The organism is Streptomyces sp. NPDC048481 (assembly GCF_043200075.1).
Taxonomy (GTDB): Bacteria; Actinomycetota; Actinomycetes; order Streptomycetales; family Streptomycetaceae; genus Streptomyces.
Genome location: NZ_JBICXC010000001.1, coordinates 352045 through 371304, shown reverse-complemented (window position 1 = coordinate 371304; position 19260 = coordinate 352045). Strand labels below are relative to the sequence as shown.

Genomic DNA, 19260 nt, shown 5'->3' with positions numbered 1-19260 from the left:
CCGATACACCACGCCCCGCCGGCTGCCTCACGGCGACCGCGTCCTTCGCGACCGCCGCGAAGCCAGACTGCCTCCGCCGCACCGGACCCGCCGGGCCCTGTGGACCACCCCCGGCCTGTGGACAACGCCACCACCCGGACGAGTGACACACATCCCCCTGGACGGATCACCCCCGTGCATCCGACGCCGCACCCCCGTGAATCGCCCGACATCTGGCGCGCGAGGAGCGACGGACGTCTCGCTCCCGTCGACCGCCCGTCGTCATCGCGCGCCGGCCGCCACCCCCGTGACCCGTGCGTACTGCTCCCGCACCTCCCGGTAGCGCAGCAGTTCCGAGGCGACGGGGTCCAGGACGCGTGCCCGGCCGCAGCCGGCCGCCGCCTCCCGCAGCCGGCGTTCCGCATCCTGGCCGTAGCGCCGGGCCGGGCCGCGGGCCGCCATCCGGCAGCTCCACTCGACCAGCGGACCGCCCACGATGCCGGACACCATCAGCAGCACCGGAACCCCGAGATTCGGCGCGAGAACGCCCACGATCTGCCCGACCAGCCACAGACCGCCGACGACCTGGAGCAGCGTCATGGCCGCCTGCGCCATGACGGCCACGGGCCACCACCCCGGCCGCGGCGGCCTGCCGGGCGGCAGACCGGCCCGCGCCGCCAGTTCGTCCAGCGCCTCGGGCAGCCCCTGCGCGCCGCGCACGGCCGCCTCCCGCACGGCCTGCGCCCAGGGCGTGGGCAGTCCCGCCGAGGCCCGCTCGGACAGCGTGCGAACCGCCTGCTCGACGCGTTGCCTCGCCGTGGTCTCCTCGTCGGGCGGGGCGCTGACCGGCAGTCGCCCGGTGGGAGGGTCGCGCCGGTCCTGATGCCAGCGCCACAGCCGCAGCCACGGCGTCCCGCACGCGCGGCCCGCGTTGCGCAGCCAGGCGCGCTCGGCCGCCTCACCGGCCGCGGTGGCGCCCACCGCGTCGGCGAGCCGGTCGGCGAACTCGTCCCGCGCCTCCTCGCTGAGCCCGGTGCGCCGTCCGGTGGCGTAGACGGGACGCAGCCGCCATGCCGCGGTGTCCAGGTCGGCCGAGATGCGGCGTGCGGCGGCGCCGCGCTCCGCGACGAACTGGCCGAGCAGTTCCCGCAGTTCCGGCAGGCCGTCGCCGGTGAGCGCGGACAGGGCGAGCACGGTGGCACCGGGCTCGCCGTACTCGCCGAGGGCCACGCCGTCCTCGTCCAGGAGGCGCCGCAGGTCGTCGAGGACCAGCTCGGCGGCCTCGCCGGGCAGGCGGTCGACCTGGTTGAGGACGATGAACATGACCTCCGCGTGGCCCGCCATGGGCCGCAGATAGCGCTCGTGCAGGACGGCGTCGGCGTACTTCTCCGGATCGACGACCCAGATGACCGCGTCGACCAGCCCCAGGACGCGGTCGACCTGCTCCCGGTGCTGGACGGCGGCGGAATCGTGGTCGGGCAGGTCGACCAGGATGAGCCCGCGCAGCTGCTCCTCCGCGTCCGCGCTCTGCACCGGCCGTCTGCGCAGCCGTCCGGGAATGCCGAGCCGGTCGATGAGGGCCGACGCGCCGTCGCTCCACGTGCACGCGATGGGCGCGGAGGTGGTCGGCCTGCGCACGCCCGTCTCCGAGATGTTCACCCCCGCGAGGGCGTTGAACAGCTGGGACTTCCCGCTCCCGGTGGCGCCCGCGAGCGCGACGACGGTGTGCTGCCCCGAGAGCCTGCGCCGGGCCGCCGCCTCGTCGAGGACCCGGCCGGCGCGGGCGAGCGTCCTGTTGTCGAGACGGGCGCGGGAGAGCCCCACGAGCTCGCGCAGGGCTTCGAGCCGGGACCGCAGGTGCCCCTCGTAGACGAGCGGAGTCGACGGCAGCGCCCCGCCGCCTCCCCCACCTCCCCCGCCTCCCCCGCCTCGGCTTCCTCCGCTTCCCGCTCCTCCGCCTGCGCCCCCTGCGGCGGTCACGCCGCTCCGGGGCTCCTTGGCGGCGGCCTGCTCGGCTGCGGACGCTTCGGTCACCCTGCGGGCGATGAGACCGTCGTCCCAGGCCGTGCCGTCCTCCGCCGGCGAGTCGGTGCGCGCCTCCCCATCGGAGTCGCCGTCCGACGGGGGGACCGAGCCGGGCACGCGCGCGTGACGGGCTGCCACGCGTTCCGCACGGTCGCGCCGGCCGGCGCGTCCCTCCCGCGCGCGGGAGCGGGCCTCGGCCGCGTTCTCGTCACCGGCGTCCGTCACGTCCCGGGCATCCACGTCGCTGTCGGCGCTCCCGTCGCCGCGCTCGTCCCCGTCGCCCGTGGGGCCCCTGCGACTCCCCTGATCGGAGTGACCCGAGTGATCCGTGTCGTCAGAGTGACCTGTGTGATCCGAGTGGTCCGAGCGATCGGGGTGATCCGAGTGCTCCCTGTGGTCCCTGTGGTCCGTGTGGTCCGTGTGGTCCTGGTCAGTGACGGCGGTCACCGGTCACCTCTCCTTCTGCAGTACGGACAGCGCGGCGATGAGTTCGGCCTGGGGTTCGGGGTGGACTTCGAGTCCGTCAAGGGGGGCGAGCCGGCGCTCGCGCTCGGTGTGCATGACGCGGTCGAGGTGCTCGGCGAGCAGACGTCCGGCCCGGTCGCGCAGCCGCAGGGCCCCGTGCGCGCCGATCCGCTCCGCGAGCCCCTCGCCCGCCGAACGCGCCCTGCGGCCGCCCAGCAGTGCGGTGGCGACGAGGGCGGCGACGGCCTCGGGATCGGGCGCGACACCACGTTCCAGGGTGCGCACCTCGTCCTCGGCGTACTCGTCGAGTTCGCGCCGCCAGCGTCGTACCGCGAGGCCGATCCGGTGCTCGACGCTCTCCGGATCGGCGTCGTCATGGCCCGTCAGCTCCGGGGCTCGTGCCGCGGGTTCGCGCCGCCATGCCTCGTCGACGCGCTCGTCGGCGGCGGCGACCGCGCACAGCAGGAGCGCCACGAGGCTCTCTGAGAGGGCGTCGAGGAGCTCGCTCGCGGTGCAGTCCAGCGGGAAGGCCCGCCAGCGCTTGAGGGCATCACCGGCGAGCACGGCGCCGCTCTGCAGCCGGCCCCGTACACGCGCGTACTCGCTGTCGTACGCCGTCTCGACCGCCGAGGTCAGCCGCAGGGCGGCCGCGTACTGGGCGGCGGCCGCGCCCGCCAGTTCGGGCATGCGGGCCTTGAGGGAGTCGAGCACGCCGTGGGCCGTGCGGCTCAGCGCGTAGCGGCGGGCGCCCGAGTCCTGGGCGTGATGGGCCAGCCAGGTTCGCAGCGGCGCCACCGCGGTGCCCGGCAGCAGCCCGCCGCCCCAGGCGGACTCGGGCAGTTCGGGAACCGTGAAGCGCGGGACGTCCCCGAGCCCGGCCTTGGTGAGCAGGGCGCCGTACTGCCGGGACACCTCGGAGACGACCTGGTGGGGCACGCGGTCGAGGACGGTCACGAGCATGACGTCGTACTCCTTGGCCGTGCGCAGCAGATGCCAGGGCACGGCGTCGGCGTAGCGTGCGGCCGTCGTGACCATCACCCAGATGTCGGCGGCGCAGATCAGTTCGGCGGCGAGGACGCGGTTGTCGGCGACGAGGGAGTCGACGTCGGGTGCGTCGAGGAGGGCGAGGCCGGGCGGGAGCGTGTCGGCTGTCTCGATGCGCAGCACGCGTCTGCCGTCCTCGCCGGGCAGCAACAGGTCCTCCATGGACTCCTGACGGTGCGTCCACACGCGGGTGAGGCCGGGCAGCACGCGCATGCCGCTGAACCAGTGCTGGTCCTCCGGATGGCACACGAGCACCGGTGTGCGTGTCGTCGGCCGCAGCACGCCCGCCTCGCTGACGCGCCGCCCCACCAGGGAGTTGACGAGGGTGGACTTGCCGGCGCCGGTGGACCCGCCCACCACCGCGAGCAGCGGGGCCTCCGGCTGCCTGAGCCGGGGCACCAAGTAGTCGTCTAGCTGGGCGAGGAGTTCGTCGCGGTTGGCACGCGCGCGTGGGGCGCCCGCCAGGGGCAGCGGAAAGCGTGCGGCGGCGACACGGTCGCGCAGGGCGGAGAGTGCGTCGAGCAGCTGAGGCCGTACGTCCAAGGTCACCACACGCGAAGAATGCCCAATTTTAGGGGATTTATGAAGCATATAGGCATGTCTGCGCGCCGATAGGACACAACGGACGGAAGGTGCGACTGGGACAGAGGTGCAGGCCAGGCATAACGAGTGCACAACACCCGTGTCGCGGGACGCCAAAAGCGGTGCACGATTCGCACCTGCCTGCGATTATCAGGACCGCTTCACCGAACCTCCACATTGAGCCACGGAGGCGAAGCAACCAGGACAAGGAACCGGGAGCCCTATCCTTGTCCCCGGCAGCGTGACGGATCAGCCCACACCCGGGCAGCACGTACGAGGCCACCACACCGGCCCCCGTAGCTCAGTGGATAGAGCAGGCGCCTTCTAAGCGCTTGGCCGCAGGTTCGAGTCCTGCCGGGGGCGCAAGTCTCCGCCCTCCCATTGGGAGGGCATTTTTGCTGGTCAGAGCATGTATGGTGCGACGCGCCAAAGCCCCGGACACTCCCCCGACGATCATGGGGAGGGTCCGGGGCTGTCCGGCTGCAACCGGGTTTTCGCGGGTGGCTGTGTCGAATACGTGTCGAAGTTTTCGGCGCGGAGCCTCAGCCCGCGTCGGGCAGCTCGGGAAGATCCCCCGCGGCCTCCAGGCGCCGTTTCAAGTCAGGCAGCTGCCCCTCGACGCACCGGGCGTAGGTGGCCAGCAATACCGGCACGCTGTTGCCGGCCCATTCAGCCACCTGGGCGGGCGGGATCCCGTCATTGAGCCACTTCGTGAGGCGCGTGTGCCGGTTGTCGTACACCCGCTTTCCCGTGGGCGGCTCGAAGACGTGCGGCGGCAGGACGGCCCTCCGCGCGCTGCGCCCCGCCCGGCGGATGACCGATCCCGCGAGGACGCCGCCCGTCTCCCCCTGGAACAGCGGATCACCGGACTTGAGCTGCTCGTCCTCCCCTCGTCATGTCTTGCGGCGAGGACGCCCGCCGGCCAGGACCGTGCGATGCCGCCGCAGCGGTGATGCCGCTCGCGTGGCTGTCGGCCGATGTCAGGCGGACGGCGGGAAGGGACGGCAGGGCTCGCTGGAGGCCGGGGGCTCGTCGGTGACCTTGCAGAGGTGGGCCGACGGGCCCCGCACGCCGGCTGACCACTTGACGCTGGGCGTCGTGACGTCATAGGTGCCCGGACCGCAGTGCGTGCGGGATGAGACGTAGGTCCGCGGTTCGCGAGGTTTTCCGATCCATACGCTGACGCCGGCCTGCACGTAGTAACAGGCCGTCGGGTCGGTGACGGTCAGCTTCCCCGAGAGCGAGACCTCGAAGGTGTCGGAGGTGGTCAGGGTGCCCTTGAAGCCGGCACCCGGGATTGCCAGGTTCTCCGGTGTGGATTGCGCTGCCGTGGCGGTGCCTGCGGTGAGCAGCAGTGTGGCACCTGCCGCGGCGGCAACCAGAGTCTTGCGCATGATGGGTGTCCTTTCGGTCGCGCTGGACGATCAATGCGGGCAGCAGCGACCTTAGGAAGCCTCTATATCCCCGCGGTATCGCATCCCTGAGGGTCTACCGCCCGCCTCGACCTCGTCGGCAGTCCCCTCCGTCTCAGCGGTAGTCGGCCATAGCATCGGGGAGGGGAGCCGAGACGTGGTGGGCTCTCCTCCCCGGTTGAGACGGTGCGTCGTCGGCGGCAAGCACCGCTTGTGGTCACTGCGTCAGAAGCGGTGCGGTTCGCCCACCTCCAAGAGTGACCGCGACTGGTTGCGACGCGGAGTACCTACGCTCACCGGCTCCGCGTCCTGATCGTCGGGAGTGTCCGCGGCGTACTTCAACAGGGCTGCTGTTGTGTGGAGTTGCTCCGCTTCAGCCATGTCCGCCGGACGTGACGTGCAGCCGTCGTTGTCATCTGTGCTCAGGTGGCAGGGCTCGTTTGGGCAGGGGGCTGTACACCCGGGTTGGCCGGGGCGGTGCTGAGGGTGCGTGCCGCGCGCAGGGGGCAACCGCGGGCAACACCGGCGCCTCGCAGCCGCATAGCTGCTCGCTTCCTCGCGCAGAGACGGCCCTTGCAGGCGGCGGGCGGCGTGGTGCCTGCCGCTCGCTGCGAGATCGTCCACGCGGTTCCGGTCAACCGTCCGTAGGGGTCTGCCGGACCCGCCCGTAGCGGGTCAGCGAGCGTCGCGGCTACCTTCGGCGTCGGATGTACCAACCGGCCACCAGCACGATGAGGATGGCAACGACGAAGGCCCACACGGTCGTTGCGCCGTGATACGAGCGGTAAGCATTCAGGGCGAGCATGTTCAGGCGGATACCCCGGGCGCACGACTTCAGCCGAGACGCATGATCCGCCCTCCGCCGAACTCGTGTCGAAGGCGTCGTACGTCCGTGGGCGGTGGACTGCCGCCGCTCGTGCGGCACTTGGCCGCCGGGCGCCGGGCACAGGTTCTCGCCGTGGGCGCCGCAGCGCGGCGTCGGTGAGGCCGGGCGGGGCCGGGCGGGCTGGGCGGAATCCGGATGTTGGATCAGCTGAAGAGAGCCACCAGGCCGTTCACCCAGATCGCCAGGAAGGCGACGGCCGCCGTCAGGCAGCCGAGGCCTGCCAGCGCGCCGCCGATCGTCCATGGCTCGGCCGGCGCCTCGTGTTCGCCCTCCGGGGCGTCCCGGTAGGAGGCCGGGTCTTCCCAGTGGACGGGGTGGCCCGACTCCTCGGCGCAAGCGGTCCGTACCGCGACCAGTTGCTCCGCCGCGAAAGCCGAGGCGGCCTTCGTCTCGGGGGCCTGCCAGGCGAGGGCCTTCATCCGTTGCCGGGGAGAGCTGTACCGCGCCTCGAAGGCGGCGCTCTCGTCGGCGTTGCGGTCGCTGTCGAGGTACATCCAGCGTCCGGCCTCGGCGGCGTCGCCGTAGAGCCGGTAGACCTCGGCCAGACGTCTACGCAGCGTCAGGTCGTGCGGGTACGACGAGACGAGGCCGCGCAGGCGCTGGCGCGCGACGGGGATGCGGCCGGCGGCCAGGTCCGCGTCCACGCGGGCAAGGGTCTCTCTCAGGGGCATGAACGCATGATCGAGTAACGCAATGGCGTACGTCGACCCGGTTTCGACGCCCGTACCCGTACCTGTACCTGTACCCGTACCTGTACCCGTAGCCGGACCCGTACCTGTCCCGTAGCCGGACCCGTACCTGTCCCGTAGCCGTACCCGTCCACGTCCGCGTGCGCCTCTGCCTCCCCCGCCCTCACGCCCCCCATGCCGTATCCGGCGCCGTCGTTTCCCGGCCCCTGGTCCGGAGGTATTCGGTGAGGGCGGCCGAGCCGTCCCGCAGGGTGATGTGCACCCCGCTCGGCGTCGCCGCGTCGGCCTCGGTCCTGGGGGCGACGGAGTTCGTGATCGCCACCGCCGCGGGATGCGTCCCGTGGGCGAGCAGGTCCGTCAGCATCATGTGGGGCGGGACGGCGGCGGGGGTGAGTTGTTCGGGCCAGGTGAGCACGGCCGGGGGCTGTTCGGGGTCGGACAGTTCCAGGGCGCGCAGGGGTGCTCCGAGTCCCACACCGAGTGCCTTCAGCACGGCCTCCTTGCGGGTCCATGTGCGCAGGAAGGCGGCCTTGCGGGCGGCGGGCGGGCGGCGGTGCAGCGCGGCCAGTTCGGGGGCGGCCAGGGCGACGCGGGCGGCCGTGTCCACGTCGAGGCCGAGGTCCGCGTCCTCGACGTCGAGGCCCACGCGTCCGTTCTCACAGACGGCGACGCCGATGACCGCGCCGCTGTGCGTGACGGAGAAGTCGGGCCGCGGTCCGCCCCGCGGCGGCGGTTCCAGCCGGACCTTGCCGTGCGGGCCGCCGCAGCGCGGGCACACGCGGCGCAGGGGGACGTCCGCCGCCGGCACGCCCAGCGGTCCGGCCAGGGCGATCCGGCTCAGCGCACAGCCCACCAGGAACCGTCCGCGGTCCGCCGGGTCGGCGGTCGCGTCGTGGCGGCGGCGCTCCACCGGGTCGAGCAGTGCCAGGAGCCCCGGGTGGGCGTCGGCCAGAGCGGCCCACCACACGTGAACGGGATGTCCTGGCACGGCGGCGTCTCGTCCCGGCGGCGCGAGGGAGGGAGCGGTCAGTGCACGGCGCGCAGCATGCGCGTCACGTTGATGCGCGTCGGCGAGAGGCCGAGTTCCACGCTCTGCATCATGCGCTCGCCGTTCAGCCGGCCGTAGGCGAGGAGGTCCACGTTCGCCAGGCTGAATTCGGGCCAGGTGTGAATGCTCAGGTGCGAGGCGGAAAGCAGGAGAATCGCGGTGACGGCGCCGTTGGGGAAAACGTGCGACGCCTCGCCGAGCACCGTGGCGTTTCCCTTTTCGGCGGCCGTGCGCAGCACCTGGAGGAGGCGCTCCTCGTCGGTCAGGATGCTGTGGTCGCTCACCCAAACGTCGACCGCATAAGAGCAGAGGTCGTCGACATTTATGCCTTCGGTGGCGAGGCTGGAGGAGTTGGTCATGGGGAACCGGGGGTGACGAACCGCTGCCCCCGTCTCCTTTCATATAGGCGCTCGATGGTGCCCAGAGTAGCATCCGGGGCGCAGGGGGGCTCGCGCGCGCGGTGCGTCAAGGGGGCCGGGGGGCGTCCGGCGCATTCGGCGGAGAACCGGTGCGGTGCCTTTCGGGAGGCATTTCCCTTTCATGCCCAGGAGCATCCGGGAAGTTTCCGGAAAGTCCTCGGGAAGGTTTCGGTGAGTTCCCGGAACCTTTTCGGGAATCGTCGCGGCAGGCATTCGGGGATTCCGCTGCGTGAACGCCATGCCATTACGTCCTGGGCGGGCGAATTACGCGCCGTTCCGCTGTCGTTTCTCCGCGCCGGGTGCGGGACCGGACGGCTCTCCACCAGCCCGTATACTCGATGGTCCCGGAATCCACAGATCAGTTTGCCTGGAGCAGCATTGTGACCAACGCGCGTCGGCACCCTCGGAGCACCCCCGCCGATTCCGTGCTCACGGAAGTCGCGGACGCCGTCCGGCTCCAGGAGGGTCCGCCCGGAGTGCGGTCCGTCCTGCGCGCCCTGCGCCGGCTCGCCCCGGCGTCCACGAAGGAGCTCAGCCGCGCGACGGGCCTGCCCGTGCCGATCGTGGCCGCCCTCGGCAACGAGCTGCGCCGCCGTGGTCTCGTCACGGAGTCACGTCCGTCGCGGCTGACCGATGCCGGTGCGGACCTCGTCGCCCAGCTGGGCATGGACCTCGTCCTCGACGCCACCTGCCGGGCCTGCGACGGCCGTGAGCTGGTCATCCCCGACGTGCTGGACGAGGCGGTGACCCGGCTGCGCGCGCTCATGGAGTCCGGTCCCGCCGCCGACATGGCGATCGACCAGTCGCACTGCACGGCCGAGACGAAGGTGCGCCGGGTGCTCGCGCTGCTCACGGCGGGGGCGCTGCCGGGCGGTTCGCTGCTGCTGATCGGCGACGACGACCTGGTGTCCCTGGCCGTCGCCGTGGTCGGAGACGTGCTCGGCGGCCCCATCGTGGAGCGGGTGACCGTCGTGGACATCTCGCCGGAGATCCTCGACCACATCCGCAAGACGGCGGCCGGGCTCGGCACCCGCGTCGAGACCGTCCAGCACGATCTGCGCCGTCCGCTGCCCGCCGAGCTGCACGGGCAGCACGACGTCGCCATGACCGACCCGCCGTACACGCCCGAGGGCGCCCGGCTCTTCCTCTCCCGCGCGGTGGAGGGGCTGCGGCCCGGTCCTGCGCACAGCGTCTTCTTCTCGTTCGGCGGCAAGAGCCCGGACGAGATGCTGGAGGTGCAGCGGGAGATCATGGAACTCGGCCTGGTCACCAACGGCTACGTCCGCAACTTCAACGAGTACGAGGGCAGCGGCATCCTCGGCGGCGTCGGCTTCTTCCAGCACCTGCTGACCACCACCTCGACCGCCTCCCGACAGGGTGAGTTCAGCGGCCCGCTCTACACCGGCGACAAGCGGACCCGGCAGCGCGAGTACACGTGCGCGGCGTGCGACGCGCGGATCCGGGTCGGCCCCGGCGCCCGCTGGACGTCGGTCGCCGCGCTGCGCGAGGACGGCTGCCCGCAGTGCGGCAAGGGCCCCTTCCGCCCCGGCCGCCTGGTCCCGGCGGAGGAGCCGCCGGCGCCGGCCGCCGAACCGCGGCCCTCGGCCGCCGGCACTCCGGCCGCCGCCGTCCCGGCCCCCGTCGCTCCCCCCGCCCCCGCTCCGCCCGCCCCCGTCGCTCCGATCGCCCCCGCGCCGCGCGCTTACGGCTGGCGTCCGCCGGAGGAGGCCGAGCGTGCCGCGCTCGCCGAGCGGGCCCGGCCGTACGTCACCCGGCAGGCCGACGAACGCGATCTGCCGGCCATCGGGCGGTTCGAGGCCGAGATCGCCCGTGTCTCCTTCGGCGAGGACGCCATCGACGACCCCGCCCGCTGGGAGTCGCGCCTCGGCCGCGCCATGGAGAAGTCCAAGGAGGGCATGATCGTCGCTCACCGCCCCGGCGAGGAGCCGGTCGGCTGGTGCTGGGTGAGCATCAACCAGAACGCGATGACCGGCGACCGGTACGCCAACTTCCGCTCCCTCGCGGTCTCCCTACTGGACAACCGCGGCGACGTCGCCGAACTCCTGCTCACCGCGGGCCTGGAGTTCTGCGCGGCCAACGGCATCACGGAGGTCGTCGGCAGGGTCCACGTGGGGAACGTTCCGATGCGCACGGTCTACCGCAAGTTCGGCTTCGACCCGACCAGCCTGTCGATGAAGCTGTTCCTGCCGAAGGGCGAGCAGGAGAAGCCGGACGGGAAAGAGGCGCGGCGGACGAGCGCGGACGGCGGCGTGCGATGAGCGGCACGGAGGGCTTCGACCCGGACCGGGTCAAGTGCGTCGTCTGGGACCTCGACGGCACCTTGTGGGACGAGGTCGCCGTCGAGTCGGCCACCGACGCGCTGCCCACGCCCCGCCCCGGCACGCTCGCCGCGATCGACGCGCTGGCCGCCCTCGGCGTGCTCAGCAGCATCGCGAGCCGCAGCGCCCCGTCGGTGCTCGACCGGCTGGAGACCGTGCCGGCGCTGCGCGAGCGGTTCCTGGCGCCGCAGGTGTCCTGGCAGGACAAGAGCGAGTCGCTGCGCAGGATCGCCGAGGAGCTGGGCATCGCGGTGGACGCGCTGCTCCTGGTCGACGACTCCCCCTATGAGCGCGCCGAGGTCGAGGCGCTGCTGCCGCAGGTGCGCACCCTGGCCCCCGAGGACGTCCCCGCGCTGCTGGCCGCGTTCGAGGGCCGGGAGGTCACCCCGGAGTCACGGGAGCGGGTGCGCCGCTACCGCACCGAGGAGACCCGCCGGGCCGAGGGCGAGCGCTTCCGGGGCTCGCGCGAGGAGTTCCTGCGCTGGTGCGACATGCGTCTGACGGTCGGCGCGGCGACGCCGGGCGAGGTCCCCCGCGCGCTGGAACTCGCCGCCCGCACGCACCGTCTGAACTCCTCCGGCCTCACCCCCCACCGGCTGCGCGAACTGGCCGCCGCGCCCGGACACGAGCTGTTCACGGCCCATATGACGGACCGTTTCGGCGAGTACGGCGTCATCGGCGCCGCCCTCGTCGACCGGACCGGCGACGCCTGCTGGTCGGTGCCGCTGCTCGCCCTGTCCTGCCGGGTCGCCGGCCGGGGAGCGGCCGCGGCGTTCCTGTTCCGGCTGATGCGGCGGGCCCGCGAGCGGGGGGCGTCGGAGTTCCGGGTCACGCTGCGCCCGACGGACGCCAACCTGGAGATGCGGATCCTGCTCCGCCAGGCGGGTCTGCGCCGTGTGGACGGCCCCGGCGAGGGCGCGGCCGCCGATTCAGCGGTCCTGGGGCGCAGCCTGGACGACGAACTGCCCGAGCCGCCCGCCTGGCTGCGGGTCGCCGAACGAGAGGACGCCGAGGCGTGACGGACACCCTGGACCGCGGCGCGGTGGAACGCGAGCTGCGCTCGATGATCGCCGAGGCGGCCCGCCTGGACGAGGCGTTCGTCGCCGCACTGCCCGCCGACACCGACCTGTTCGGGCCGCGGATCGGCCTCACCTCGCTGGCCGGGGTGACCCTGCTGGGCGCCGTCGACCGGCGTTTCGGGGTGGACGTGGCCGCGCTGGACCTGAGCCTGGACAGCCTTCAGTCCATCGCCACCCTGAGCGACTTCGTCGCGGCCCACCTCCAGCCCTCCTAGCCACCCGTCTGTACGTCCACCCTGTTCAAAAAGGGTGATCCCTACGGTCGTGCCGTGACCCGGTGGGAACGGCGGCGTTGAACGGGAAGTGCGACGGCGCCCCCTGCTGCCGCACGAACCGAATCAGCTAAGGAGAACGTGATGTCTCGCATCGCGAAGGTTGCCGCTGTTGCCCTCGGCACCAGCGCCGTGGTGGTCAGCGGGGCCGGCCTGGCCATGGCGGACGCGGGTGCCAACGGTGCTGCCATCGGCTCGCCGGGTGTCCTGTCGGGCAACGTCGTCCAGGTTCCGATCCACATCCCGGTCAACGTCTGCGGCAACACCGTCAACGTCATCGGTCTGCTGAACCCCGCGTTCGGCAACACCTGCGCCAACGTCAGCGACCACGGCAAGGGTGGCGGCGACAAGCACGGTGGCCACAACGGCTACGGCGACTGAGCAGCATTCCCCAGGAGAGCCCCGGCACCTCGAGCGCCGGGGCTCTCCCCTTTTCCTCGGTGGGCGTCAGGCGTAGCGGTAGATGTGGGAGACGTCCTCGAGGGCGTCCGGGGTCACGTTCCAGGGGGGCAGCTTCTCGTGCCGGGCCACGACCCTGCGGTACTGGCGGCTGCTCGGGCCGGGCGGCTCGGCGGGGAGGTAGCGGTGCTCGCGGTGGCGGCGCTGCCAGCGGGTCCACAGCAGGTCGACGAAGGCGTGGTGCAGCCAGAACACCGGGTCGTTGACGGAGGCGCCGCCGAGCATGACCCCGCCGACCCAGCGGTGCACCCGGTTGTGGTTGCGCCAGGCCGCGCTGCCCGAGCCTGAGCCCCAGCCCTCCAGCCTGTTGCGGAAGCCGCGGGCGACGGTCGAGTCCCAGGGCGACACGTCGTAGACGGGGTCGGCCAGCGCCGTCTCCACGTCTCTCGCGCCGGGCAGGTCGATGGGGGCGGCGGCCCGGCCGAGGTCGCGGGTGAGGAACTTGCCGTCGGTGACGTTCTCCTTGATGGTCCAGTTGCCGGTGGCGTAGGCGAACGGTCCGGTCGTCACCTGGTGGTCGGAGCGGCGTCCGTTGCCCCCGAGCAGGTCCTTCGTCCAGGGCGCCGCGGTGGTGGCGCGGTCGCGCGTCCAGTCCCAGTAGGGCACCGTCACCGACGGGTCGACCCGGCGCAGGGCCGCCTCCAGGTCGAGCAGGAACCTGCGGTGCCAGGGCAGGAAGGAAGGCGTCATGTGGGCGCTGCGCAGACCGCCGTCGCCGTCGGAGACGTAGTGGTCGATGTGCATCCGCACGAACGCGTCGTACTCGCCCCTCTTCTTGACCGCCAGCAGTGCGTTCACGAAGCGCCGCCGCTCGGCGCCGGTGAGCGTGCTGACGTCCTTACGGATGTAGGCCATGGTGTCCCCCCATGTGCGTGTGGTGGTGTGCCGGAGCGTCCTCGCGCAGCCGCTCCCCCGGGCCGAGCCCGTCGACGGCGGCGCGGACCGCCTCCAGCGGGGTGGCGTACGAGCGGTAGTGGTCGACCATGCTCAGCCAGGTGCCGTCGGCGCGGCGCATCAGGTGCAGCGGGCGGCCGTCGACCGTGACGTCCCAGCGCGCGCCGGCCGCGGCGGCCCCTCCCGCCGACCTGAGGACGCCGTGGATGCGCCGGCCCCGGTAGGTCTCGTCGAACGAGGAGTCCGGGGGGCCGCCGTCCGCCGGGCGCAGCGGCCGGGAGGCGGCGACGACCGGGGCGACGGCGAGGGCCGCGGAGCCTGCGAACAGTCCGCGCAGCAGGTCCCGGCGCCGTGCGCGGCGGGCCGGCCCGGATCTGGCCGTGACCGCCGCGGCTGCCGGAACTGCCGGAACTGCGCTCACGGGTACTCCGTCGACGCTGGCGACCATGGTGTGCTCCTCGTCCGGGACGGTGGTCCGGTGCGGTTGTCTGTGGGGCTAACCGCGGGGAGGGCCGCCTGGTCACCGTCTGCGCCCGAACGGCCGGTTCGGGTACGGCGACGGGCCCGGACGACGGCGTCCGGGCCCGTGTTCCGCGGCGGGCGACCGCAGTGCTGCTGACCTCTGCTTCAGCCCTTGCTACAGCCCTCGGTCCACGCCGAGGTCCGCGCCGGGCACGGCCTGGAGTACGGGGGTGATCACGCCCGCCTCGGGCAGCTTCAGGTCGGGCAGGCCGAAGTGGTCGGGGTTGGGCGCGGTGAGGGGCGCGTCCAGGACGAGGCCGGGGCCGAGCGTGCGCAGGTCGGAGGCGGGGGCGTCCAGGCCGACGTGGTCGAAGCCGTCGCCCAGCACCTCCGGCAGGGGCGCCCGCACGCCGAGGCCCGGCAGCCCGGCGGCGATGGGCAGCTGCGGGACGACGTGCTCCGGGATGAGGCGGCCCTCGACGAAGCGCGGCCCCTCGGGCGCGCCCGGCGTCGGCAGGGGGATCTCGCCGCCGATGGTGGGCAGTTCCACGTTGAGGGACTTCTCGACGCCGTCCAGCGGCACGGGGACGGGGACGGTGCCGACGGCGGATGCCGGGCTCGCGCAGACGGCGGCGCCGGCCGCGGCCGCGACACACGTGAGCACGGCGGCGAGGGTTCCTCGGGTGGTCGACTTCATCTCGGGTACGGGCCCTTTCGGTGGAGTTCGGAAGGCGGTGCGTCCGTACCGGGTAACGAGCCGGAAAACGGCATCAGTGCACAATTCCCCCGGGTGCCGTAATAGTGCTACCGCCATACCGCCGAACCGGCGCGACGGACGGGCCGGCGCCGGGCCGAGCCGCTGCGGCCGCGGATGCCGCGGCGGTCAGCTCGTCCAGAAGTCCCACCAGCGGGTCAGCACCAGCATGCCGACGATCCCGATGTGCAGCAGCGGGGGCGCCCAGGTGAAGTCGTCGAGGAAGTGGCGCAGGCCGGCCGGTGCCGGCAGGTGGCCGTTGCGCACGTCGAAGGCGACGACGTACCAGAACGGGAGGATCGTGGCGACCCACGCCAGGCAGCACCACAGGCACAGCGCGTTGATCCGGTACAGCGACTCGAACTGGAGCCAGGACACGAAGCCGACGCCGAAGAGGCAGCCGGCGGTGAACGTCAGCCAGTACCAGCGGGGGAAGGCGGCCCCGGCCAGCAGGCTCGCCCCGACGCACAGCACCGTCCCGTAGGCCACCAGGCCCAGCATCGGGTTGGGGAACCCGAACACCGAGGCCTGGTCGCTGCGCATGACGCTGCCGCAGGAGACGACGGGGTTGAGACTGCACCCCGGTGTGAAGCCGGGGTCCTCCAGCAGCTTGAACTCGTCGAGGGTGATGACCCAGGAGGCCAGCAGCCCGGCCGCTCCGGCAAGGACCAGCAGCAGGGCGAAGGCGCGGCCGTCGCCCACGGCGACCGGCTGCGGCCGCCGCATCAGCCGCGCAGTCGGCGGGCGGGCAGGACGATGTGCGCCGCCGCCGTCAGGGTCTCGTCGGCGCCCGCGAACGCGGCCAGCGCCTCGGGCGCGACGGCGCGTCCGGGCGTGGCCTCCGGCCAGGCACGGGTGGTGAGGACGAGGTAGGCGTAGCCGCGCTCGGCGACGGCGGTGAGCCACTCCGCCGGGGGCAGGCACTGGGCGTTGAGGCCCGGCATGTTGAGGACGGCCGCGCCGGACTCGACGAGCAGGCTGAACGGCAGGCTGGGCCGCTCGGTGCCGTCGACGACGTCGCCGCCGACGGGCATGCCGTTGTCGGAGAGGAGCCGTGCGACGGCGGCGGCCGTCCCCTCGGGCCCGTCCGCGGTGTCGCCGAGGGAGTAGGCCAGGAGGTAGGGCATGTCACGGCCGTCGGAGGCCTCGCCGCTCCACGGCATCACGACGAGGGTGCCCAGGTCGGCCACGCGAAAGGGGCGGGTTGCGCTTGGGGTTGAGGTCACCGCGCGACCCTATCGGCGGGCCGGCGGGCCGCCTGACGTGTTCTCACCCGACCGGGGGACTTCGGCGGGTCGCTCCACACGAACGAGGGACGGCCCGCTCGACTCCCCTCGAACAGCGCCCGCGCCGTGGCGTCCGGGGCCTTGCGGACATGGGCGAGGGCCGGTCCGTGGGTGACGGACCGGCCCCGGCGGCGGGGGGCGGTTCAGCCCTGCAGCGGCAGTCCGCCGAGCAGCGGGTTGTGGGTGTTGAGCGCGCCCGCCGCGCCCTTGACGGTGCTCAGCACGGAGTCCTTGTTCTCGGTGTCGAGGGCGTCCGACTGGTGCTGGAGCGGCATGGCGTCCTCCAGGTTGACCGGCCCCCGGGCCAGGGTGTCCACGGCGCCGTTGAGGCTGGTGGGCGTGAGGTCGGCGGGGGTGGCGAACGCGGGCGCGGCCAGGCCGGCGAGGGCCACGGATCCGGCGACGACAGCGGCGGCCTTCAGGGACTTCATCGGGTTCCTTTCTTCGGCGACTCGGCGGCGCAAGTCGCCGGGGCACGTTCTGACGTCGTGTTCAACGAGGCCTGTCGGGTGCGGAAACCGGGTACGCGGAAAATTTCCGCACCCCGGCGGTGGAAACGCCGGGGTGCGGAAACGGCGGGGTGCGGAACGCCGGGCGGGGAGACGCCCGGCCGGCGGTCGCGCCCGGGCGGGCGGTCAGCGGGTGGGCGGGGGCGGCAGCGCGGGCGTCGCCGGGGCCTGGGCCGCCTCGGCCGGCAGGCCGGGCAGACTCGGCAGGCTGGGCACGCTCGGCAGGCTCAGGTCCAGTCCGTTCAGCGTCGAGGAGAGCAGGTCGAGCAGACTGCCCAGGACGCCGGTGACCGCCGAGGCCACCTGGCCGACGTCGAGGGAGGTGGCGGCCTGGAGCAGGTCGTCCAGGGCCTTCTGCACGGCGGCGAGGGCGTCGGACACCGGGTCGGCCGCGGCCTTGGCGCCGCTGTCGTCGGTGCCCTTGGCGAGGGCGGGCGGCACGGCGGCGGGTGCGGCCGGGGCGACGGCGGTCTCGGCGGTGATCTTGGCGACGGCCGTCTTGACGGCGTCGCCGAGCCGGGTCGCCTCGCCGGGGGTGAGGCGGCCGTCGTCGGCCTTGAGGACGGTGGTGAGCGTCTGGGTGACGGGGGCGAGGACGGTGCTGAGATCACCGAGGCCCTTGCCCTGGGCGAGCAGCGCGGCGCTGCCGGGAACGGGCGCATCGGAGGCTGCTGCGACGCGCTCGCGGGCGGTGGCGCCGTCGGCCGCCATGGCGGCGGGTGCGGCGAGGCCGAGGACGAGGGAGGCGCACAGTGCGGTGGAAGCGATACGCCGTACGGGCAGACCACGCATGGGAAATCCTTTCGATTGCGTCGGGTCTCGTGCTCACCGTGCAAAGCGCCGTCACAACCCGCAACACAACCGTTGCACCGGGTGACATCCCGCGAGCCGCCGGACCGGCATCGCCCCTGATGGGGGGCACGCCGGGGCCCGTCGGGCGGGTGGGGGCCGGTTCCCCCGTCCGGGGCAACGCCCACGGCAACGCGAACGGCCGCCCTCCTGACAGGAGGGCGGCCGTTCGGCGAATGACGTGTCGTGACCTCTCGGGGAGGTGACGTCAGTCGTTGACGCAGGTGTTGCCGAACGCCGGGTTCAGCAGGCCGATCACGTTGATCGTGTTGCCGCAGACGTTGACCGGGATGTGGACGGGGACCTGGACGACATTGCCCGACAGCACGCCCGGGGAGTGCTCGGCGACGGCGTTCGCGCCACTGTCGGCGGCGGCGATGCCGGAGGCGCCGGCGACGGCCGCGGCGGCAACGGAGGTCAGGACCAGGCCCTTCGCGATACGCGACATGGAGAGGTGCTCCTTGGGGGTTTTGACACAGACACCCGGGCGGGGATGCCCGGCGCTGAAGTCAACGCGCGGGGCTCACGGGGGTTGTGCGGCCGAATGAGTGATGTCGCCGGGGATCGACGTTCACCATACCGACACTGTTGTCCGGTTTCAGGGGATTAATCCGGACAGCGGTTAGAGTTGCGCCCCATCCGACGCACGCCTATAGCAAGCAAATCGCACGAAAGGGCACCGCCGGTCATGCGTAATTCCCTGGGTCCGACGCTGCGTCGCGCCGCGGTCGGCGTCCTCGCCCTCGCCGTCCTCTGGGCGCCGGGCGGCGCCCGGGCCGCCGGCGCACCGCCGGCCGCGGAGGCCCCCCGTCTCCCCTTCGCTCAGCGCTACCACTCCACCCAGCACGGCGGGATCGTGCGCGCGGCCAACGCCGCCATCAGCTGCCGCGCCGCGCCCGCGGCCAAGGCGGCCCCCGACTGCCCGGCCGTGCGCGCGGGCCGGGCGGCGCGCAACAACGACTTCGACATGTTCTACGTCGACGTCGACGACGACCCCAACACCTACAACTCCTCCCGCGCCGAGGTCCGGTTGCCCGAGGGCGCGCGGGTGTCGTACGCGCGCCTGTACTGGGGCGGCAACCTGCGCGTCGGCGAGCAGAAGCCGCCCAGGGACAACGGGCGGGTGCTGATCGCCGAGCCGGGCGGCGCGTACAAGGCGGTGCTCGCCGACACCGTCGTCGGCCACCGCACGGCCCATGGCGCCGACGCCTTCCAGGCCTCCGCGGACGTCACGAAGCTGGTCCGCGCCAGCGGCCGGGGCCTCTACACGGTCGCGCAGATCAACGTCGCCATGGGCAGGTCGGCGACCGGGGCCTGGGGCGGCTGGACGCTGGTCGTGGCCTACGAGAACCCGGCCGAGCCGCTGCGGGACCTGTCCGTGTGGGACGGCTTCGACGCTCTCGACGCGCCCGCCGGCAAGGAGATCCGGCTGCGCGGACTGCGCATCCCGGCGGGCGCGGGCGGCCGGGCCGGGCTGGTCGCCTACGACGGCGACCGCGGCCGTTCGGGTGATTCGCTCATGCTGTCGACCGGTGGCCGGGCGGCCGTCGCGCTCACGAACCCGGTCAATCCATCTGACGATGTGTTGAATTCCACGATCAGCGAGCCGGGGGAGGCTCCGGGAGCGCGTGTACCGGCGTACGCCAACACCCTGGGCTACGACTCCGATGTGTTCGATCTGCGCAGGGGTTTGCGGTCCGGCGGTGACCAGCTGACGGTTCGGCTCGTTGCCCACCGGGACGCGGCGTGGGCCGGGGCGCTCTTCGTCGCCGTCGACACACGGAAGAAGTAGTCAGGCGCGTTCCCGC

General features: G+C 72.9%; 20 protein-coding genes and 1 tRNA gene. 6 read left to right on the top strand and 15 right to left on the bottom strand.

The window, feature by feature from the left end; all coding sequences use genetic code 11:
* Positions 1 to 261 precede the first annotated feature (261 nt).
* Complete coding sequence (locus ACGFSH_RS01570) at positions 262 to 2229, bottom strand: YfjP family GTPase (protein ID WP_393343853.1); 1968 nt, start codon at positions 2227 to 2229, stop codon at positions 262 to 264.
* A gap of 225 nt (positions 2230 to 2454) precedes the next feature.
* Positions 2455 to 4065 (bottom strand): dynamin family protein, encoded by a 1611-nt coding sequence (locus ACGFSH_RS01565; RefSeq protein ID WP_393343851.1) that lies wholly within the window; start codon positions 4063 to 4065, stop codon positions 2455 to 2457.
* A 320-nt stretch (positions 4066 to 4385) separates the two neighbouring features.
* On the opposite strand from ACGFSH_RS01565, the gene ACGFSH_RS01560 reads away from it, so the two are divergent.
* Positions 4386 to 4458 (top strand) — tRNA-Arg (locus ACGFSH_RS01560).
* A gap of 179 nt (positions 4459 to 4637) precedes the next feature.
* Here the strand turns inward: ACGFSH_RS01560 and ACGFSH_RS01555 are convergent.
* The 5 genes from ACGFSH_RS01555 to ACGFSH_RS01535 all read right to left on the bottom strand — a co-directional run bounded on the left by ACGFSH_RS01555 (position 4638) and on the right by ACGFSH_RS01535 (position 8489).
* A complete protein-coding gene (locus ACGFSH_RS01555; RefSeq protein ID WP_393343849.1) occupies positions 4638 to 4835 on the bottom strand; it encodes a hypothetical protein in 198 nt (65 codons plus the stop codon).
* A 240-nt stretch (positions 4836 to 5075) separates the two neighbouring features.
* On the bottom strand, positions 5076 to 5489 hold the full coding sequence (locus ACGFSH_RS01550; protein WP_393343847.1) for a hypothetical protein: 414 nt from the start codon (positions 5487 to 5489) through the stop codon (positions 5076 to 5078).
* A gap of 1047 nt (positions 5490 to 6536) precedes the next feature.
* Positions 6537 to 7064, bottom strand: a complete 528-nt coding sequence (locus tag ACGFSH_RS01545; protein ID WP_393343845.1) for a DUF6584 family protein — start codon at positions 7062 to 7064, stop codon at positions 6537 to 6539.
* Between the two features lie 181 nt (positions 7065 to 7245).
* Positions 7246 to 8070 (bottom strand): 4'-phosphopantetheinyl transferase superfamily protein, encoded by an 825-nt coding sequence (locus ACGFSH_RS01540; protein WP_393343843.1) that lies wholly within the window; start codon positions 8068 to 8070, stop codon positions 7246 to 7248.
* 38 nt (positions 8071 to 8108) lie between these two features.
* Entirely contained in the window at positions 8109 to 8489 is a 381-nt protein-coding gene (locus tag ACGFSH_RS01535) for an S-adenosylmethionine decarboxylase (RefSeq protein ID WP_329410022.1), read from the bottom strand.
* Between the two features lie 485 nt (positions 8490 to 8974).
* Between ACGFSH_RS01535 and ACGFSH_RS01530 the strand changes: the two genes are divergently transcribed.
* The 4 genes from ACGFSH_RS01530 (at position 8975) to ACGFSH_RS01515 (ending at position 12620) form a co-directional block, all read left to right on the top strand.
* Positions 8975 to 10828 (top strand): bis-aminopropyl spermidine synthase family protein, encoded by a 1854-nt coding sequence (locus ACGFSH_RS01530; RefSeq protein WP_393343840.1) that lies wholly within the window; start codon positions 8975 to 8977, stop codon positions 10826 to 10828.
* Positions 10825 to 11907, top strand: a complete 1083-nt coding sequence (locus ACGFSH_RS01525; protein WP_393343838.1) for an HAD-IIIC family phosphatase — start codon at positions 10825 to 10827, stop codon at positions 11905 to 11907. Before ACGFSH_RS01530 ends, ACGFSH_RS01525 begins: the two co-directional genes overlap by 4 nt.
* Positions 11904 to 12182, top strand: a complete 279-nt coding sequence (locus tag ACGFSH_RS01520; RefSeq protein WP_393343836.1) for an acyl carrier protein — start codon at positions 11904 to 11906, stop codon at positions 12180 to 12182. Before ACGFSH_RS01525 ends, ACGFSH_RS01520 begins: the two co-directional genes overlap by 4 nt.
* 141 nt (positions 12183 to 12323) lie before the next feature.
* Positions 12324 to 12620, top strand: a complete 297-nt coding sequence (locus tag ACGFSH_RS01515) for a chaplin (protein WP_393343834.1) — start codon at positions 12324 to 12326, stop codon at positions 12618 to 12620.
* Positions 12621 to 12686: 66 nt separating this feature from the next.
* Here ACGFSH_RS01515 and ACGFSH_RS01510 read toward each other — a convergent pair whose 3' ends face one another.
* The 8 genes from ACGFSH_RS01510 to chpG all read right to left on the bottom strand — a co-directional run bounded on the left by ACGFSH_RS01510 (position 12687) and on the right by chpG (position 17900).
* Positions 12687 to 13553 (bottom strand): tyrosinase family protein, encoded by an 867-nt coding sequence (locus ACGFSH_RS01510; RefSeq protein ID WP_393343832.1) that lies wholly within the window; start codon positions 13551 to 13553, stop codon positions 12687 to 12689.
* A complete protein-coding gene (locus ACGFSH_RS01505) occupies positions 13537 to 14040 on the bottom strand; it encodes a tyrosinase family oxidase copper chaperone (RefSeq protein ID WP_393343830.1) in 504 nt (167 codons plus the stop codon). Before ACGFSH_RS01505 ends, ACGFSH_RS01510 begins: the two co-directional genes overlap by 17 nt.
* Before the next feature lie 189 nt (positions 14041 to 14229).
* Positions 14230 to 14751 carry a hypothetical protein gene (locus ACGFSH_RS01500; protein ID WP_393343828.1) on the bottom strand — a complete coding sequence of 174 codons (522 nt, stop codon included), beginning with the start codon at positions 14749 to 14751 and terminating at the stop codon, positions 14230 to 14232.
* Positions 14752 to 14937: 186 nt separating this feature from the next.
* Positions 14938 to 15534, bottom strand: coding sequence for a vitamin K epoxide reductase family protein (locus tag ACGFSH_RS01495; protein ID WP_393343826.1), 597 nt, complete (start codon positions 15532 to 15534; stop codon positions 14938 to 14940).
* Entirely contained in the window at positions 15534 to 16034 is a 501-nt protein-coding gene (locus tag ACGFSH_RS01490; RefSeq protein WP_393343824.1) for a DUF5949 family protein, read from the bottom strand. Before ACGFSH_RS01490 ends, ACGFSH_RS01495 begins: the two co-directional genes overlap by 1 nt.
* A gap of 203 nt (positions 16035 to 16237) precedes the next feature.
* Complete coding sequence (locus ACGFSH_RS01485) at positions 16238 to 16525, bottom strand: hypothetical protein (RefSeq protein WP_256920957.1); 288 nt, start codon at positions 16523 to 16525, stop codon at positions 16238 to 16240.
* A 204-nt stretch (positions 16526 to 16729) separates the two neighbouring features.
* Positions 16730 to 17395 (bottom strand): hypothetical protein, encoded by a 666-nt coding sequence (locus tag ACGFSH_RS01480; RefSeq protein WP_393343822.1) that lies wholly within the window; start codon positions 17393 to 17395, stop codon positions 16730 to 16732.
* Between the two features lie 265 nt (positions 17396 to 17660).
* A complete protein-coding gene (chpG, locus tag ACGFSH_RS01475; RefSeq protein ID WP_393343820.1) occupies positions 17661 to 17900 on the bottom strand; it encodes a chaplin ChpG in 240 nt (79 codons plus the stop codon).
* 240 nt (positions 17901 to 18140) lie between these two features.
* On the opposite strand from chpG, the gene ACGFSH_RS01470 reads away from it, so the two are divergent.
* A complete protein-coding gene (locus ACGFSH_RS01470) occupies positions 18141 to 19244 on the top strand; it encodes a DUF3344 domain-containing protein (protein ID WP_393343818.1) in 1104 nt (367 codons plus the stop codon).
* Positions 19245 to 19260 lie beyond the last annotated feature (16 nt).